Origin of the sequence: Pedobacter sp. Leaf170, from assembly GCF_920984665.1 — a bacterium.
Lineage (GTDB): Bacteria > Bacteroidota > Bacteroidia > Sphingobacteriales > Sphingobacteriaceae > Pedobacter.
In genome coordinates, this window is record NZ_CAKLBP010000003.1 from 153,560 (window position 1) to 171,086 (window position 17,527).

20 protein-coding genes are annotated in these 17,527 nt (G+C 34.5%); 9 read left to right on the plus strand and 11 right to left on the minus strand.

What is annotated here, in order from left to right; genetic code table 11:
* Positions 1-17: 17 nt before the first annotated feature.
* The gene (gene pbpC, locus LUA90_RS09380; RefSeq protein ID WP_231459419.1) at positions 18-2,396 is read left to right on the plus strand and encodes a penicillin-binding protein 1C; all 2,379 of its coding nucleotides are present in this window, start codon (positions 18-20) and stop codon (positions 2,394-2,396) included.
* A gap of 296 nt (positions 2,397-2,692) precedes the next feature.
* Here pbpC and LUA90_RS09385 read toward each other — a convergent pair whose 3' ends face one another.
* The 3 genes from LUA90_RS09385 to LUA90_RS09395 all read right to left on the minus strand — a co-directional run bounded on the left by LUA90_RS09385 (position 2,693) and on the right by LUA90_RS09395 (position 5,386).
* Positions 2,693-3,385: a lysoplasmalogenase gene (locus LUA90_RS09385; protein WP_231459418.1), complete on the minus strand. Its 693-nt coding sequence runs from the start codon at positions 3,383-3,385 to the stop codon at positions 2,693-2,695.
* A complete protein-coding gene (locus tag LUA90_RS09390) occupies positions 3,375-4,592 on the minus strand; it encodes a sterol desaturase family protein (RefSeq protein WP_231459417.1) in 1,218 nt (405 codons plus the stop codon). The genes LUA90_RS09385 and LUA90_RS09390 overlap by 11 nt, the downstream gene beginning before the upstream one ends.
* A gap of 107 nt (positions 4,593-4,699) precedes the next feature.
* Complete coding sequence (locus tag LUA90_RS09395) at positions 4,700-5,386, minus strand: DUF421 domain-containing protein (protein ID WP_231459416.1); 687 nt, start codon at positions 5,384-5,386, stop codon at positions 4,700-4,702.
* A 132-nt stretch (positions 5,387-5,518) separates the two neighbouring features.
* Between LUA90_RS09395 and LUA90_RS09400 the strand changes: the two genes are divergently transcribed.
* The 5 genes from LUA90_RS09400 (at position 5,519) to LUA90_RS09420 (ending at position 9,055) form a co-directional block, all read left to right on the plus strand.
* Complete coding sequence (locus tag LUA90_RS09400; RefSeq protein ID WP_231459415.1) at positions 5,519-5,881, plus strand: two-component system response regulator; 363 nt, start codon at positions 5,519-5,521, stop codon at positions 5,879-5,881.
* Between the two features lie 5 nt (positions 5,882-5,886).
* Positions 5,887-6,516 carry a hypothetical protein gene (locus tag LUA90_RS09405; RefSeq protein ID WP_231459414.1) on the plus strand — a complete coding sequence of 210 codons (630 nt, stop codon included), beginning with the start codon at positions 5,887-5,889 and terminating at the stop codon, positions 6,514-6,516.
* Between the two features lie 146 nt (positions 6,517-6,662).
* Positions 6,663-8,036, plus strand: a complete 1,374-nt coding sequence (locus LUA90_RS09410) for an exonuclease domain-containing protein (protein ID WP_231459413.1) — start codon at positions 6,663-6,665, stop codon at positions 8,034-8,036.
* Positions 8,037-8,133: 97 nt separating this feature from the next.
* Positions 8,134-8,550, plus strand: a complete 417-nt coding sequence (locus LUA90_RS09415) for a VOC family protein (RefSeq protein WP_231459412.1) — start codon at positions 8,134-8,136, stop codon at positions 8,548-8,550.
* Between the two features lie 70 nt (positions 8,551-8,620).
* Complete coding sequence (locus tag LUA90_RS09420; RefSeq protein ID WP_231459411.1) at positions 8,621-9,055, plus strand: SRPBCC domain-containing protein; 435 nt, start codon at positions 8,621-8,623, stop codon at positions 9,053-9,055.
* A 41-nt stretch (positions 9,056-9,096) separates the two neighbouring features.
* On the opposite strand, the gene LUA90_RS09425 is transcribed toward LUA90_RS09420, so the two are convergent.
* Both LUA90_RS09425 and LUA90_RS09430 read right to left on the minus strand, forming a co-directional pair.
* Positions 9,097-9,543 (minus strand): NUDIX domain-containing protein, encoded by a 447-nt coding sequence (locus LUA90_RS09425; RefSeq protein ID WP_231459410.1) that lies wholly within the window; start codon positions 9,541-9,543, stop codon positions 9,097-9,099.
* Complete coding sequence (locus LUA90_RS09430) at positions 9,530-10,516, minus strand: cation diffusion facilitator family transporter (protein ID WP_231459409.1); 987 nt, start codon at positions 10,514-10,516, stop codon at positions 9,530-9,532. The genes LUA90_RS09425 and LUA90_RS09430 overlap by 14 nt, the downstream gene beginning before the upstream one ends.
* Positions 10,517-10,628: 112 nt before the next feature.
* Here LUA90_RS09430 and LUA90_RS09435 point away from each other — a divergent pair, with 112 nt between their 5' ends.
* Positions 10,629-11,825, plus strand: a complete 1,197-nt coding sequence (locus tag LUA90_RS09435; RefSeq protein WP_231459408.1) for a pyridoxal phosphate-dependent aminotransferase — start codon at positions 10,629-10,631, stop codon at positions 11,823-11,825.
* 64 nt (positions 11,826-11,889) lie between these two features.
* Here LUA90_RS09435 and LUA90_RS09440 read toward each other — a convergent pair whose 3' ends face one another.
* On the minus strand, positions 11,890-13,134 hold the full coding sequence (locus LUA90_RS09440; protein ID WP_231459407.1) for an ABC transporter permease: 1,245 nt from the start codon (positions 13,132-13,134) through the stop codon (positions 11,890-11,892).
* Positions 13,135-13,344: 210 nt separating this feature from the next.
* Between LUA90_RS09440 and queA the strand changes: the two genes are divergently transcribed.
* Positions 13,345-14,394, plus strand: a complete 1,050-nt coding sequence (gene queA, locus LUA90_RS09445; RefSeq protein WP_231459406.1) for a tRNA preQ1(34) S-adenosylmethionine ribosyltransferase-isomerase QueA — start codon at positions 13,345-13,347, stop codon at positions 14,392-14,394.
* Between the two features lie 76 nt (positions 14,395-14,470).
* Positions 14,471-15,145 carry a 2-C-methyl-D-erythritol 4-phosphate cytidylyltransferase gene (locus LUA90_RS09450; protein WP_231490765.1) on the plus strand — a complete coding sequence of 225 codons (675 nt, stop codon included), beginning with the start codon at positions 14,471-14,473 and terminating at the stop codon, positions 15,143-15,145.
* A gap of 27 nt (positions 15,146-15,172) precedes the next feature.
* Here LUA90_RS09450 and LUA90_RS09455 read toward each other — a convergent pair whose 3' ends face one another.
* The 5 genes from LUA90_RS09455 to gatC form a co-directional block, all read right to left on the minus strand.
* Positions 15,173-15,331: a lmo0937 family membrane protein gene (locus LUA90_RS09455; protein WP_231459404.1), complete on the minus strand. Its 159-nt coding sequence runs from the start codon at positions 15,329-15,331 to the stop codon at positions 15,173-15,175.
* A 144-nt stretch (positions 15,332-15,475) separates the two neighbouring features.
* Positions 15,476-15,697 (minus strand): DUF2795 domain-containing protein, encoded by a 222-nt coding sequence (locus LUA90_RS09460; RefSeq protein WP_010603503.1) that lies wholly within the window; start codon positions 15,695-15,697, stop codon positions 15,476-15,478.
* A gap of 84 nt (positions 15,698-15,781) precedes the next feature.
* Positions 15,782-16,330, minus strand: a complete 549-nt coding sequence (locus LUA90_RS09465; RefSeq protein ID WP_231490766.1) for a cob(I)yrinic acid a,c-diamide adenosyltransferase — start codon at positions 16,328-16,330, stop codon at positions 15,782-15,784.
* An 81-nt stretch (positions 16,331-16,411) separates the two neighbouring features.
* Positions 16,412-17,170 (minus strand): ABC transporter ATP-binding protein, encoded by a 759-nt coding sequence (locus LUA90_RS09470; protein WP_231490767.1) that lies wholly within the window; start codon positions 17,168-17,170, stop codon positions 16,412-16,414.
* Positions 17,171-17,235: 65 nt separating this feature from the next.
* Positions 17,236-17,526, minus strand: coding sequence for an Asp-tRNA(Asn)/Glu-tRNA(Gln) amidotransferase subunit GatC (gatC, locus tag LUA90_RS09475; protein ID WP_231490768.1), 291 nt, complete (start codon positions 17,524-17,526; stop codon positions 17,236-17,238).
* Between the last annotated feature and the right edge of the window lies 1 nt (position 17,527).

The following is a 17,527-nucleotide window of genomic DNA, read 5'->3' on the forward strand; positions in this document are numbered from 1 at the left end:
ATTGAAGAACAAAATCAATGAATAGAACACCAAAAGCATTCCTTACTTCAGATATTTCTTGCATTGTTTTGCTTTTGGTATTTTTATTTTTGCTTCCAGCGAAGCTTTTTAAATCGCCTACATCTTTTGTAATCGAAGCTAACAATGGAAACTTACTTAGCGCAGCTATTGCCAGTGATGGCCAATGGCGATTTCCAGTAGCCGATTCGGTACCTGTAAAATTTAAAGATTGTATTATTGCTTTTGAAGATAGAAGATTCTACAATCACTTTGGAGTTGATTTCCTGGCAATGAGCCGGGCAATGAGGCAAAACTTCAAAGCAAAAAGTGTGGTGAGTGGTGGTAGTACCTTATCGATGCAGGTCATTCGTTTATCTCGAAAACAAGACAGAACTATCTGGCAAAAGATTTATGAAATTGTTTTAGCATTTAGACTTGAATTAAAATATTCAAAGGAAGAAATTTTAGGCTTATATGCTGCAAATGCACCGTTTGGAAGTAATGTTGTTGGTTTGGAAGCTGCGAGCTGGCGCTATTATGGTCGGGATGCAAAAACGCTTTCGTGGGGTGAAATGGCAACATTAGCTGTTTTACCAAATAGCCCATCCTTGGTTCATCCTGGTAAAAACTCTACCCGACTTATAAAAAAGCGAAATGATTTACTTGATAAACTTGCAAAACTAAAATACATCGACCAGGCAACAGCAAATCTTTCCAAACTAGAGCCCATTCCGGGTAAGCCTTTGCCACTTCCCCAAAATGCACCACACTTACTCAATCGCTTTAAAGCAGAAAGGGCGAATCTTGAAGTTAAATCGACAAGAATTAAATCAACAGTTAATGAAGATATTCAGCTGAAAATAAATTCCATTTTAAAAAGATATAATAACAGATATAGAGCCAATGATATAAATAACATATCTGCATTGGTTTTGGATGCTAAAACCAAACAAGTTGTAAGTTATGTCGGGAATATCTATCAGCCCGAAAATGCAGATTTGCAAAGTCATGTTGATATGATTAAAGCACCCAGAAGCCCGGGCAGCACACTTAAACCTTTACTTTATGCAAGCATGTTGAATGATGGTTTTATTTTACCACATACTTTAATTCCTGATGTACCAACACAAATAGCTGGCTATTCGCCTCAAAATTATGATTTGGGTTATGATGGTGCAATTGCTGCAGATAAAGCATTAAGTCGCTCATTAAACATACCCGCAGTTAAAATGCTGCAACAATATAAATACGAACGTTTCTATGATAAACTCAAAAAACTTGGCATTGGAACTTTAAACCAACCTGCCGACCATTATGGGTTATCCTTAATTTTAGGAGGAAGCGAAGTAACTATGTGGGATTTGGCAAATACATACATGGGAATGGTAAGAACACTAAATCATTTTAATACCTACAAAGGTTTATACAATCCTAACGATTACAAGCAAGCTACTTATTTTACAAATGATAAACCAGAGCATAAAGATTATGAACGCAATTCTTTTTTAGAGCATGGTTCTATTTGGGCAACGTTTAATGCAATGGAAGAAGTGATGCGGCCTGGAGATGAAGGTTTATGGGAACAATTTTCATCATCCCAGCGTGTTGCCTGGAAAACCGGAACTAGTTTTGGCTTTCGCGATGCCTGGGCAATAGGTTTAACGCCTGATTATGTGGTTTGTGTTTGGGTTGGAAATGCCGATGGTGAGGGCCGACCGGGTTTAGTTGGTATTGAAGCTGCTGCACCCGTTCTGTTTGATATTTTTAAACTTTTACCCAAAGGAAAATGGTTTGAAACACCAACTACAAAGTTAAAAAAGATTAAAGTTTGTAAACAAAGTGGATACAAAGCTGGTGAGTATTGTACAAATGTTGTGGATGAGTGGATTCCAACCGCAGGAGAAAAAACAACGGTTTGTCCGTTTCATAAATTAATACACTTAGATAGAACCGGAACTTACCGCGTTACCGACCAATGCGAAAGTGTTACGAATATGCAACATCTAAATTGGTTTATTTTACCGCCGGCGATGGAATATTACTATAAAATAAAAAATAGCGATTACAAAACCTTGCCGCCCTTTAAAACAGGTTGCGATGTTGATGGTGGCAATAATGTTATGGAGCTTATATATCCAAAAAATGGCGCATCGGTTTATATTCCTTTAGAATTAGATGGTAACAGAGGCAAAATTGTTTTAAATGCAGCACATCGAAATCAAAGCAGTAAAATTTACTGGCATATTGACAACGAATTTATTTCCACCACTACAAACTATCATCAACTGGCAGTTAGTCCGGCCGCGGGCAAGCATACTTTAACTCTTGTTGATGAAAACGGAGAAAGGTTAGTACAGACTTTTACAGTTTTGGATAAAGATAAAAAGAAGGATTAGCGGGGCAGATATTAGTTTTCATTGCAATTCTAGTTAAATGCCTGGATACCGTCGGTTGAAACCGACGGCAATGAAATGGATAATACGTAATCCGCAATAATTACGGCGAATTGCTTAACACAAAATGCAATTTATTGCCGTTGAATTCAGTCAACGGTTACCCAAATAGTATTAAATTTATTGCAATATCCTAAGTTAAATAAACCTGATAAAGTGAATCCCGATTCTTCATCGGGAGTAACGATAGCAGGACTGCTACAACCGATTAGCATTGAACATTGCTTTCCAAAAAAAACTTAAATCTCTGTTTTCGTCACCACCAGCTTGCGCTCAACCGTACCGTAAACAATTAAATACTGCGCCATCATGTAGCTTGCCATAATTAATATGCCACTTTGAGGTATCGGAAATGCAAATTTATTTACAGCTAATACACTATCTGATAGAAGAAAAAATAATGCACCGTACAAAATAACTTTGTAGCTAAGAAAATTAACCTTTGCATACCTATTTACAGCCATAATTGCCATAAATGTGATAATGATGGCATAAAACAATACGGCAAATTGCATGGCTCCAAGGTGTGGTTGCAGGTAAAAAAACAAGCCAACGCAAAAAATTATCAGCGCACCTACTGCCCATAAAAAAAAGGGATTTTTAAGATTAGGGTTTGATTTATGATCGAGCGTAAAAGCCCTGATGTAGAAAATATGGCAAAGTAAAAATGCAACCAAACCGTAAATAAAATAGCCAGAATTATTTGCCTGATACATTAAAAAAACATCGCCAGCCATGGCAAAAATTAAACCTGTAAAAATGCGTTTATGAAATTTACCTTTAAGATTTGTGGCAGTAAAAAGCCAAACCAAAAGTGTTAAAACAATTAATGGCTTAGAAAAATTGCGAACTGGGATATTACCAGAAATTTCAGCATATAACTGAATGATAAATATAATGGCAAAAATAAAGGAAAACAGCTTAGTCTTCATCAGCGTTACGGTTTGCTTTTTGCAAATTGAAGAACCAAATTACGGATATTAACTGTATGCCTGCAAATATAAGCTGATATTCGGTTGGAAATTTTAAAATCAAAACCATTACGAAGCCAAAAACCAATCTGATGTATTCAAATTTTACCAACCAATTTTTCTGCTCTAATAACGCACCACAGGTGATAAGGGTGCAAATGGTAAAAAATGCCCCGGAAATTAGCAATAAGTTATCCATTTTGTGGTAGGAAAATAATATTGCAGAACCTGCTGCCAGGGCGATTATAAATTGCACCAAAACATATCCAGTTAATTTAGAATGATATGCTGGATTATACTTTTGATAACGGGTCGTATCAATTTCTGGCGCATGCTTAAAGCCTCCTAAATGTTCCGGAAACCAGCCCGGAGGTTTTAAAAATACATTGATTTTGTCGCTAAGCTTTGGAGATTGCCGAGCTGTATTTATTAAATCATCCCAATAATGTAAGTTAGCCCATACCGGATTCCAACTGGCTAGAGGTTTCGTAATTCCAAAATATACCTCTTCTTCTTCTTTTTGAAAAGTACCAAATAGTCTATCCCAAATAATTAATGTTCCGGCGTGATTTTTATCGATGTATTTTGGGTTAGAACCATGATGAACCCTGTGATGAGAAGGTGTGTTTAAAATGTATTCTAAAAAACCCATCGATTTAATGGCTCGGGTATGAATCCAGAATTGATAAAGTGTGTTAAAAGAACTTAAAGTTAAAAACATAATCGGGTCGAAACCTGCAAAAGCTAAGGGCAAATAAAACACCCAGCTAAACCATCCCTGAAACCAACTTTGACGTAAAGCAACAGTTAAATTATACTCTTCAGATTGGTGGTGAACAATATGGGCAGCCCATAGCGCATTAACCTGATGACTCATGCGATGAAACCAATAGTAAAAGAAATCAACACCAATAAATAGAATTATCCAAGCCCAAATGGTTTTGGGCATTTCTAAAAGTCGCCAATGTTCGAAAATGTATTTATAACCAAAAAATAATGCGGTTTTCATAAAAATTCCGGTAAGCTGTTGCCCTATCCCCTGACTTAGATTTGAAATACTATCATTTAGACGATAGTAATTAAGCTTTTTGTAAAAATTATAAGCGAGTTCAACACCTATCAATATAAAAAATATAGGTACAGATAACGCAATGTAATCCACTTTCATAAAGAAGAAAAATATATTTGGTTAGAAATATTAAGCTACAAATTAATCATAAAATGGAATATTTGCCTCATTTTTTAATCGATTTTGTAAATCATCATTTATTAAAATTAGGTTACCCGCGTTTCTTTTATAGATTTTACCCACTTAGTTTTTTCACATGTTTTACAAATGTGCTTAGGGCTGGGTTTTAATTCTTCTGTAAACCCACAGAAACTGCACGAATAATAACCATACTCAGAAATCACATCTGCTCTTTCGTCAAAATTATCCGGTAATATTGGCAAGCCGTATTTCACATCCTCGTCTTTATAAAAGAAGATGCTCAATTCCCCCGATGTTTCGATGATGGTTAATTCTACTTGCCCCAAATGTGTAATATGCTGTTGCCTAAGTTCTGCGAAGAATTCATCCTGCGCCATTTGTTCTTTTTTAAAATTTTCTATCGAAAATCTCCCATCTCTTATTAAATAAATTGATTTTCCTTCTACAATTTCTTCAATCTTCTTGCTTTTACCAACCAGATACGCCGTAATTTTGTATGCGCTAACCACAACTGCAAACACAAAGAGTGCCGAGCCTAAGCCTACTTCTTTATAAAACATGGGGTCGCCGGCAGCAGAACCTAAACTGATGATTACAACAAGCTCGAAAACAGAAAGTTGTTTTACACCTCGTTTGCCGAGTAAACGTAAGCTGATTAAAATGATAAGGTACATCAAGAATGTTCTAATCATAATTTCCGGGATGAAATTCCAGTTTTCATCTCCAAATAACATTTTTTCGAAATCGGGCATAAATAGCTTTGCTTTTTATAATAAACCCTTTTTTCTTTGCTAATGTTTAAATCTTATCAAAATACTGTTTGGTTAAAACATTATCACTAAAACATTGTATTAGGAGAGTATTTACAATAAAAATTATTCCCTTTGAAAAGAGTACTGGTTGTTGATGATGATCCTGACATTTTAGAAGTTTTTCAGCTGGCCTTAGAGGCCGAACATTATAGCGTTTATCCACTATTATCACCTCGTTACATTTTTAAAACTGTAAAAGATTTTAATCCTGATTTGATTATTTTAGATATTATGTTAAATGGAATGGATGGACGAGCGGTATTTAAACAATTGAAATTAAATCCAGAAACAGAAAATATACCTGTAATTATGGCCTCTGCCAGATATGATGAAAGCTATATTGCATCTCAGGAATATCATCCAGATGATTATTTAGAGAAACCCTTTAACGTTTATACAATGCTTAAAAAAGTAAGTGCATTAACCCAAAACTAACAAATATGAATTTTAAAATCCCTAGCCTTTTAGCAATATGTTTAATGGCTGTTTCAATCAACATTAAAGCACAAACTGGCAGACCAGACAAGCTTTATTCTATGAGTGGTATCGGCTTTGCTTTTCCTGTTGGAGAAACTGCCGATTATTTAAAACCTAAATTTTCGACTTCGCTGGGTTTAAATCTAGGTTTAGGAAATGGCGGACTGTTTTTATATCCAAAAGTTAGTTTACATGCTTTTGAATTTAACCAAATTACTCCTGATGCAGGATTTAATTACACCCTTCAAAAAGGTCGTTCAACTACATATCTTTTAAATGTTGCCTTAGGTTATCGAAAAATAGTAGATAAATGGGCTTTTTATGGTTTCGCCGGTGGCGGTGGCGGCTTTATTCTCACTCCACAAGCCGCGGTAAATGCTCAAAACTTACAAGTAACAATGAGTAATAAATCAAACACAACCGGAATTATTGAAGCTGGTGGAGGTATTGAGTACAATTTGGGTGGTGCAGCTTTCTTTGTTGAAACGAGTTACATGTACGGCACAAGTAAAATACAAAACAGAACTTTTAATACTGTTCCTATTGCAATTGGTATAAAACCAAATTTGAGCAAATTATTAAATAAACTATAAGTTTTAAGCATACAAAAGTGTAGAGCGACTACGTTAATACGTTAGTCGCTTTTTTTCTATCCAAATTTTAAAAGCTAAAAAATTTATCTTGAAAAGCATTTTTATTACTAAATATTTTAGTATAAATTTGTGTTCAAATCAATTCAATGTTATACGCAATTGTAGATATAGAAACTACCGGAGGTCATGCATCAGCTAATGGAATAACTGAAGTTGCCATAAACATCCATGATGGCAATGAGATTGTCGAGTCTTTTTCAACGCTCATCAATCCGAAACAACATATACCCGATTACATTACAGCATTAACCGGCATTGATAATAATATGCTGGCCAATTCGCCTTATTTTGAAGATGTTGCCTTTCAAATTTATCAGCTACTTAATGATAAAGTTTTTGTGGCACACAATGTAAATTTCGATTATTCTTTCTTAAAATATCATTTGGGCTACGCTGGTTATGATTTGCAGTGTAAAAAGCTTTGTACAGTTAGGTTAAGTAGGAAACTGATTCCCGGCAAAGCCTCCTATAGTTTAGGTAAATTATGTAGCAGCTTGCAAATACCTATAGAAAACCGCCACCGTGCTGCAGGTGATGCAAATGCAACCAGTATTTTATTTAACATGCTTTTGCTTGCCGATGAAGAGGGTTACATTGCAGAAATGCTTAAAAAGACTTCAAAAGAGCAGGTTTTACCTCCAAATCTTGATAAAGCTGCAATAATAAAATTACCAAATAAACCTGGTGTATATTATTTTAAAGATAGCAAAGGCAAAATAATATATGTTGGCAAAGCCAAGGATTTAAAAAAACGTGTAACGAGTCATTTTACCGGCAATAGACCAAATAAGCAGCGGCAAGATTTTTTGAAGAGCATTTACGATGTTGATTATGTAACCTGTGGAACAGAATTGATGGCGCTAATTCTGGAAGCTAATGAAATTAAACGCTTATGGCCAGAAAATAATCGGGCAATGAAGCGCTATGAACATAAATACGACCTATATATTTTCGAAGATCAGAATGGCTATTTGCGTTTGGCAATTGATAAGCACAAGAAAAATAATAATCCACTACAAAGTTTTAATAACCTGCTGGAAGGTTATAATTTTTTAAATGCTTTGGTTGATAAATACCAGCTTTGTGCTAAATTATGTTATCTGCAAAAAACAGCCACTAAATGTGCTGCTCATGAAAACGGACAATGTTTTGGTGCATGCAGCGGTATAGAAACCGTAGCAATTTATAACAAGAGGTTAAACAAAGCGTTAGAAGAAATCCAAAATTTACAACCCACTTTCGCCTTGGTGGATGAGGGAAGAATGGACAATGAATTAAGTTGCCTGGTTGTTGAAAAAGGTAAATTTTATGGCATGGGCTATTTTACAGAAAAAAATTATCTGGAAGATGGTTTAGCCCCATTAAAGAATGATTTATCAGTTTACCAATCAAATAGTTATATTCTTAATTTAATACTAAATCACGCAGAGCAGCATCCTCAAAAGTTATATAAACTTTAAAAAGGCAAAATAAAACCTGCATAAATGCGCTTTTTACTTCGTTTTTATCTATTTTGAACAAGCTATTTAGCATTTAATTTTAATCAAATATAAAATCATGATAAAATCAATCTGGATAAATCTTCCTGTTAAAGATGTTAGTAAATCGAAAGATTTTTTTACAAAACTTGGCTTCAGCCAAAATTTGCAATATGGTGTAAGGGAAGATTCAGCCTCTTTTTTTATGGGCGAAAGTAATCTTGTATTAATGCTTTTTGAAAAATCATTATATGAAAGTTTTGCAGATAGCGATGTGGCAGATAACATTTCTGGAAATGAGGTATTGTTCTCGTTTGATGCCGAAAGCCCTGAGGAAGTTGACGAATTAGCTCAAAAAGTTTTAAATGCCGGTGGCACATTGTATGCTAAACCAGGTTATAAAGATGGCTGGATGTATGGGTGCGGTTTTGTTGATTTAGATGGACAACGCTGGAATATTTTATACATGGACATTAGTAAGATGCCATTAGGGTAATCTTACATAACAAATTGAAAAATAACACTTTATTAATACTTAATTAAATAATTAAGTAAAATTTATCATCATGAATAAAGAACCTTTAATTGTAGAAAAAGTGTACAATGTACCAGCTGTAAAAGTTTGGGATGCATTAACTAACATCGAAAAAATTAAAAAGTGGTACTTTCAGATAGATGATTTTAAAGCTAAAGTTGGTTTTAAATTTGATTTTGTTGGCGGTCCGGATGATGGTCCGCAATATTTGCATCTTTGCGAAATCACAAAGGTTGAGGAAAAAAAATTAATTGCCTACACCTGGAGGTATGATAATTATCCTGGTAATTCAGAAATCACCTGGCAATTATTTGATAATGGCGATACTACCCAGTTAAAATTAACGCATGTGGGTTTAGAAACCTTTAAAGAAAACGGAAAAGATTTTGTAAAAGAAAACTTTAAAAGTGGTTGGTCTTATTTTTTAAACGATGCATTACAGGCATATTTAGAACCAACAGCATAAAAAAAGGCAGTGTCAACGATAATTTGATGCTGCTTTTTAGATTATGCTAAATTATATTTTTTTAAAAGTTCAGCTACAGTTTTATCCGTTTTAAAGGTTATTTCTTCAATATTTAAGTTTTCAATTTTCACCCATCTAAAAGCTTGTAAAACCTCCCCTTCTGAATCAAAATCGTATATTTTAGTTTTAAATGCCAGTTCTAATGGTGCCTTTTCTTTTACTAAATAATATACGCTAATCACCTGACTATCATTAAATGATGATTTTTCAAAAAAATCGGTGGTATAAAAATGAGAGATAACATCGATTTCTGCATTGCATTCCTCCATAAATTCTCTTTTCAAGCCATCAATTAATCCTTCGCCAAACTCTAAACCACCTCCTGGAAACTTGCTAAATCTAAAGCCATACTCCTCCTCATCGCTAACCAAAACCTCGTTATTTTGATTAATCAATAAGCCGTAAACTCTAACGTTAAAGTAACTCATTCTCGAAATGCTTTTTATTTTTTATCACAATTTCTGGTGTCCAAACAATTTCTTTATTAAAAGCTTCCTTTCTAACCGGGCACTCGCTCATGTGGCAATAATTGCAACACTCGGGTAAACATGGGTCTGCGTGTATAAAAAGCTCTGCCTTTCTTACGCCACTTTTATTAATGAGTTCGTCTATTTGCGATATTTCCCTATGCACCTGGTTTAAATCGAAATAGTAAGGCAACGTTACATGACAATCGATATGAAATTCATGACCGTATTGCTGCGTTCTCAGATTATGAACATCTATCCATGGATTATGTCTGTTTTTTTGTAAAACATCAACAACTTCTTCAACCAAAGTAAAATCACTTTCATCCATTAAACCACCAACCGAGCCACGGGTTAATTTATAACCAGAATAAACAATGTATAAACCAGCCAAAACAGAAAGTAAACTATCTAACCAAATTATATTTGTCAGTTGAATTAATATTAAACCAACCACAAGCGCAATACTTGTGTAAGTATCTGTTAGTAAATGCTTTCCGTCAGCTTCGAGCGTTATAGAGTGTTCATTTTTACCTACCTTAATCAGGTACAAACCAACAACCATATTGATAAATCCGGTAACACCGATAATTATTGTACCCTGTAATAACTGCTCAATTGGGTGCGGATAAATTAAATTGTAAGAAGATTTAAAAATAATTATCACACCGGCAATAAGTATCAAAATACCTTCTACAAAGGCAGAAAAAAATTCAACCTTACCATGCCCGTAAGGATGGTTTTCATCGCGAGGCTGAGTGCTTAAATAGATGCTATAAAAGGCAAAACTGCCTGCAATAACGTTTACAATACTTTCGGCGGCATCTGTTAATATAGCATTAGAGTTTGTTATAAAATATGCCGTAAACTTGGCAAGCATTAAAACAACACTTACTACAAGAGATAAAATTATAGCTTTCTTCTTTACCGTCACAAGGATTTTTTTTCAAATTTACGCTTAATGGTACAATTTAGTTGATAAAAAAAACTGTTTTTTAGTGCAGAATAATATTTGGTTTATATATTTGCGTTCAAAGTAATTATCCATGAGCATCTTATCAAATAGAATCAATAGTTTATCAGAATCTGCAACGCTTAAAATGACTAAGCTTGGACGCGAACTTGCATCTAAAGGTATTAACATTATCAGCTTAAGTGTTGGCGAACCAGATTTTAATACTCCAGACCACGTTAAAAATGCTGCAAAAACAGCTTTAGACGAAAATTACACGAGATATTCTCCTGTACCGGGCTATCCAGATTTACGTCAGGCGATTGTGAACAAACTTAAAACTGAGAATAATTTAGATTACGATGTTGCTCAAATTGTAGTATCTACAGGTGCAAAGCAGTCTTTATCAAACGTTATTCTTACCTTAATAAACCCAGGCGATCAGGTAATTATTCCCACACCATATTGGGTGTCGTATTCTGAAATGGTAACGTTAGCAGAAGGTGAATCGGTTTTTATTGATACAGACCTGGAAAGTAATTTCAAAATTACACCCGAACAATTAGAAGCAGCAATTACACCAAAAACTAAGCTTTTTATGTTTTCTTCGCCATGTAATCCTACTGGTTCGGTTTACAATAAGGCAGAGCTCGAGGCATTGGCAAAGGTTTTCGAAAAGCATCCTAATATTTTTATCCTATCGGATGAAATTTACGAACATATTAATTTTGTGGATAGACACGAATCTATTGCGCAATTTGATAGCATTAAAGACCGTGTAATTATTGTTAATGGTTTCTCCAAGGCATTTGCAATGACGGGTTGGAGATTGGGTTACATCGCAGCAAATAAAGAAATTGCAGCAGCAAACGATAAACTACAAGGTCAAACAACTTCAGGAACTTGTTCTATAGCGCAAAGAGCTGGTATAGTAGCTTATGAGCAAGGTTTAGAAAGTGTTTTAAAAATGAAAGAAGCATTTCTTCGCCGTCGTGAGCTTGTATATAATTTATTAAATGAAATACCTGGTGTTAAAACAAACCTGCCAGATGGAGCATTTTATTTCTTTCCGGAAATTAGTTCATTTTTCGGCAAAAAGGATGCTGATGGGAATGTGATTAAAGATTCATCAGATTTAGCCTTATACTTATTAAACGTGGGCCATGTTGCAACTGTTGGAGGTGACTCTTTCGGAAACAATAACTACATCCGTTTATCATACGCGGCATCAGATGAAAGTTTGGTTGAAGCGCTTAGAAGAATCAAGGAAGCTTTAGGAAAATTAAACTAGGAATGCCTTCAAACAAAAAAACTCTGCTAAAAATTAGCAGAGTTTTTTTTATGTCCTAAAATTCTTAACTTCTTATGGCTTCTACAGGATCTAACCTGGATGCTGAAAAGGCTGGCCAAAAACCTGATATTGTTCCTATGATTACTGATATGCCAATACCAAGAACAATATTATTTAAACCTAATATGATGTGAAAATCAGTGATTGCACCAATGGCCAGGGCAAGTAAATAAACCAGCAACAAACCTAACAATCCGCCTAAAATACAAAGTAAAATTGCTTCGAAAATAAACTGTAAGAGAATGAAATATCGCTTTGCGCCTAAAGATTTTTGAATGCCAATAATATTTGTTCTTTCCTTTACCGAAACAAACATAATGTTAGCGATACTGAAACCACCTACGAGAATAGAAAAACCACCGATAACCCAACCCGCTAACTTTACAACATCAAACATTTTATCAAGTTGGTTAGATAAAATTGTTGTTTTATTCAACGCAAAATCATCTTCCTGATTCGGTCTTATTCTGTGGATGGAGCGCATCACCCCTCTCAATTCGCTCTCCACTTCTTCTAATGATACATTTTCTGAACCTCTTACTGTGATTTGTGGGTCGTACCTATCGTTTTGAATATCCAGAATACCTTTTGCAAAATTTATTGGAATGTTTACATTTTTATCTAATGAGGTTCCAAGCATATCTTCACCTTCTTTTAAAAATACACCAATAACAGTTACTCTTCTACCTAAAATCTGAACTTGTTTACCAATCGGATTGTCGCTTCCAAATAAACCTTCGGCAATTTCAGACCCGATTAAACAAACGGGTGAACCATTATTACTTTCATTATCGGTAAAGTATCTTCCAGATTGTAATTCAAAGTTCCAGGTTTTATTAAAATCATGTGAAACTGCAGATACAGAAATCCCTTCTACTGAGCCGCTTCTATATTTTATGGTACGGTTTGTTGTAGACATTTCAAAAGTAATACCATCAGCATTTTCCATACGCTCTTTTAGCGATTGAAAATCACGAATAGATGGTTGTGGACGGTTTACATACTTCCACCAAGGATAATTATCGCCAAAACTCCATGGCCATTTTTGTACATAAATTGTATTTGAACCCAATTTATCTACGCTAGACTGCAATTTTGCTCTAAAGGTATCAACCCCTGAAAACACAAAAATGATTACAAAAATACCAATGGTTATTGCCAGCAGCGATAACATTGTACGTAATTTATTTTGTCGCAGAGCATCTAAAGCAAAACGAAAACTCTCACCAATTAGCCTGAAGATTATCATAATTAAAGGTTAGACACAAAGATGTATAAAAGGTTACAGCTATTTAAAACTTATAAATACTTTATTCAAAATTTTCATAAAAACTAAGTTAATCAATGCCTATATACAATAAAATATTAATTAAAACATAAATTAAGCAAATGAGGTTGCTTAAAATACTAAAAAGAAAAATTAAATTCGTATTTTTGCACCTCAAAAAATTCATCAAGAATGAAATTATCACAATTCAAATTTAACCTACCAGAGTCGCTAATTGCACATAATCCATCCGAAGAACGTGATGAAGCACGTTTAATGGTATTGCACAAAGACAGCGGTAAAATTGAACATAAAATATTTAAAGACGTTTTAGGTTATTTCGATGACAAGGACGTTATGATTTTGAACAACACGAAAGTGTTTCCTGCTCGTTTATATGGTAATAAAGAGAAAACAGGTGCTACTATCGAGGTTTTCTTATTAAGAGAATTAAACAAAGAATTACGTTTATGGGATGTTTTAGTAGATCCTGCCCGTAAAATCCGTGTTGGTAATAAATTATACTTCGGAGACGATGATTTATTGGTTGCTGAAGTTGTAGACAATACTACTTCTCGCGGTCGTACCATTCGCTTCTTATTTGAAGGAACTGATGAAGAGTTTAGAAGAAATGTTGAAATTTTAGGGGAAACGCCACTTCCAAAATACATTAAGCGTAAAGCAACTGCTGAAGATAAGGAACGTTACCAAACCATTTTTGCTAAGCATGAAGGTGCGGTTGCAGCTCCAACGGCAGGTTTACATTTTAGCCGCGAATTAATGAAACGCCTTGAGCTTAAAGGCGTTGAGTTTGCTGAGGTAACTTTACACGTAGGTTTAGGAACTTTCAGAACTGTTGAAGTTGAAGATTTAACTAAACATAAAATGGATTCTGAACAGTTTATCATCGAGCAAAAAGATGCTAACCTGGTAAATAAAGCGCTTGAAGAAAAGAGAAAAATCTGTGCTGTTGGCACAACATCAATGCGGGCAATAGAATCTGCTGTTTCTGCAAACAGAACACTAAAAGCTGCTAACGACTGGACAAGTAAATTTATTTTCCCGCCATACGAATTCAGTATTGCAAACTCAATGATAACTAATTTCCATACTCCAGAATCGACATTATTAATGATGATTAGTGCTTTTGGAGGCTATGAAAATGTGATGAATGCCTACGAAGTTGCAGTAAAAGAAAAATATAAATTCTATAGCTACGGCGATGCCATGCTAATTATCTAGAATAGATTCAAGTATTTAGTATGAAGTACCTAGACAAGCTCTTTTACTTTATACTAAATACTTGATATTTTTGAAGATGAAATATTACGCTATAATTGTAGCAGGAGGTTCCGGGAACCGGATGCAAACCGAAACGCCTAAACAATTTTTATTGCTTAATAACCTCCCGGTTTTAATGCATACCGTAAAAGCTTTTGCTTTAAGCGAATTACAGCCCAAAATTCTAGTTGTATTAAATCAACAACAACATTCTTATTGGAATAGACTATGCTTAGAATTTAATTTCAACATACCGCATGAAGTTATTACTGGTGGAGCAGAAAGATTCCACTCTGTAAAAAATGCAATTGATACCATTTCTGAGGAATCAATAATTTCAATACACGATGCCGTGCGACCTGTAATCAGTAAAAATTTAATTGATACAACTTTCCGTTATGCCCTAAAGAATGGAAATGCAATTGCAGCGATAAAACCTATTGATAGTATTAGAAAGAAAAATGGAGAAGAAACTGAAGCGGTAAATCGCGAAGATTTTTTTCTGGTTCAAACGCCTCAAGTTTTTAATTCTGTAATACTAAAGAAAGCTTATGATTTGCCGTTCAGCAATAATTTCACCGATGATGCAAGTGTTGTTGAAACAAATGGTACTAAGATTAATTTAGTAGAAGGCGAACGAAATAATATAAAAATAACCTATCCTATAGATTTAGATATTGCAGAATGGTTTTTAAACAAAAATGCCCTCTAAAATTTAAAGGGCATTTTTATTTCTTTTTTAGGATGCTCTACCTATAACTTTAAGTAAAATTGCAATAACTGCTATTACTAATAAAACATGGATAATGTTACCTACATCGCCGAAGCCATGAAATAAAAATCCTATAACCCATAGTATTACTAATACCACTGCGACTAAATACAATAAATTTCCCATCGTGTTAATTTTTTTAAGTTCGTAAATGTTGAAGTAGTAACAACGGTAGATTTACTTTTGTTTAGAAATTGTAAATATTTATTCTAAAAGGCTATAAATTAGCTCAAAAAAAATCTCCTAAAGGTTATTTAGGAGATTTATAATTTAGTATTCATCTTCATTAAAGAAGAAATCTTCTTTAGTTGGGTAATCTGGCCAAATTTCTTCAATCGTTTCATAAGGCTCGCCATCGTCTTCTAAAGCCTGTAAGTTTTCAATAACCTCAACAGGAGCACCCGAACGGATACCGTAGTCGATTAATTCATCTTTAGTTGCTGGCCATGGTGCATCTTCCAAGTGGGAAGCTAATTCTAGTGTCCAATACATATCTTTATTCAGTTAATTCTCGTTTCGTAATTATGCGCAAAGTATATTAAAATTTTCGAGCAAAACAAACTTATTTTTCCACTATTAAACACGCGGTATCCAAATGTTTTCTTCTGCCTCAAAATCCATATTCAGTTTTCGTGCCAAAACAAATAAATAATCACTTAAACGGTTTAAGTAAACGGTTACATGCTCATTTACAAAGCTCTGCTCTGCTAATTCAACTGCCAAACGTTCTGCCCTTCTACAAACGCAGCGGGCAATATGGCAGTAAGAAACCACTGTATTTCCTCCCGGTAAAACGAAATGCTTTAATTCTGGCAAAACTTCGTTCATCGCATCCATTTCTTTTTCCAGCAATACAATATCACTATCAAGCAAATCAGGTATTTTCATTTTAGATTTTTCAGGATCTGCTGCTAAAGATGCACCGATGGTAAATAATCTGTCCTGAATTTCTTTTAGTAGCCGTTTATGATTAACATCAATATCCTGGCACATTATTAAACCTATGTACGAGTTTAATTCATCAACAGTTCCGTAAGTATCAATGCGAAGGTGATATTTTGGCACTCGAGTACCGCCAATTAAAGAGGTTTGCCCCTTATCTCCTGTTTTAGTGTAGATTTTCATTTTGAAAAGTATTAAGTTGTAAGTTATACGTTTTAAGTATATCCAAACCGTATAACTTATAACCTACAACTTAAAACTTCATTAGTTTATTTTCTCCCAATCGCTACCACTATCTTTTAGCGCCTGTAAACGTGGAGAAACATTTTTAATATCAGTATTTACGTAATCATTTTCAATTAATCCATCACGCATACGTACAATTCTGTGTGCATGTTGGGCAATATCTTCCTCATGTGTTACTAAAATAATAGTATTTCCTTTACTATGAATTTCTTCCAATAAACCCATAATTTCGATTGAAGTTTTAGTATCGAGGTTACCTGTTGGCTCATCGGCAAGGATTATTGATGGATCATTTATTAATGCTCTAGCTACAGCAACACGTTGGCGTTGACCACCAGATAGTTCATTAGGCTTATGGTCCATACGATTACCTAGACCAACGTTTTCTAAAGCCTTGGCAGCTCTTGCATCGCGGTCTTTTTTACTATTGCCAGCGTAAATTAATGGCAAAGCCACGTTATCTAATGATGTTGAGCGTGGCAAAAGGTTAAACGTTTGGAAAACGAAACCAATTTCCTGGTTACGAACTTCTGCCAAGGCATCATCCGTCATGTGGCTTACATCTGTACCATTTAATATATAGCTTCCGCTTGATGGTGTATCTAAACAACCTAAAATATTCATCAAAGTAGATTTACCTGAACCAGAAGGCCCCATTAAAGCCACGAATTCGCCCTTGTCAATATCTAAACTAACGGATTTTAAAGCGTGGATAACCTCTGAACCGATAACGTATTTACGGCCAATTTCTTTAATGGTGATGAGTGGTTGCGACATAGTTTTTATTTTTTAGACAAGCGTAATGGTTAAGATGTTACAAGAGATTAAAAATTTCCAAAAATCTACTTTTCAATAATTTTTGGAACCATAAAAAATTGATCGCTGTGTTTTGCTGCGTTTTTCAAACCATCAGCAGTCGAAATTTCTTGCTTAATTACATCTTCACGCCAAACATTAGACGCCTCATTCATGTAAACTAAAGGCTTTACCGAAGAAGTATCAAGCTCGTTTAATTTCTCCATAAATGATAAAATTTTGTTCATTTCAGGAATTAAGGTTTCAACTTCTTTATCATTTACATGAATCCGGGCGAGGTCGGCAATTTTATGTATCGTTTTTTCGTCTAAATTCATT